The organism is Pseudomonas sp. AC463, assembly GCF_979253585.1.
The window spans coordinates 1-240 of sequence record NZ_CEEDDZ010001097.1 but is presented as its reverse complement, the minus strand read 5'-3'; the positions used below and the strand labels follow the sequence as shown (position 1 = coordinate 240).

Sequence of the window (240 nt, the reverse complement as noted above, 5' to 3'; positions counted from 1 at the left end):
CCTGCGTATCGTTCTTCACGCGGAAGGCGATCGGGTCCATCTTCAGCGTTTCCGCCATCTCGTCCATCGCGACTTCCAGCGCCATCAGCCCCGGCGCCTCGCCCGGGGCGCGCATCGCATTGCCTTCGGGCAGGTCGAGCACCGCGAGGCGCATCGCGGTCAGGCGGTTCGCGCCGGCGTAGAGCAATTGCGTTTGCAACACCGCGGCCTCGGGACCGCCGTTCGGCAGGTCGCCCGAGC

The 240-nt window shown here is 69.2% G+C and carries 1 protein-coding gene; it reads right to left on the bottom strand.

The window, feature by feature from the left end; all coding sequences use genetic code 11:
* On the bottom strand, nucleotides 1-240 hold a 240-nt coding region (locus AC0IYH_RS33675), incomplete at both ends, for a molybdopterin cofactor-binding domain-containing protein (RefSeq protein ID WP_471838795.1).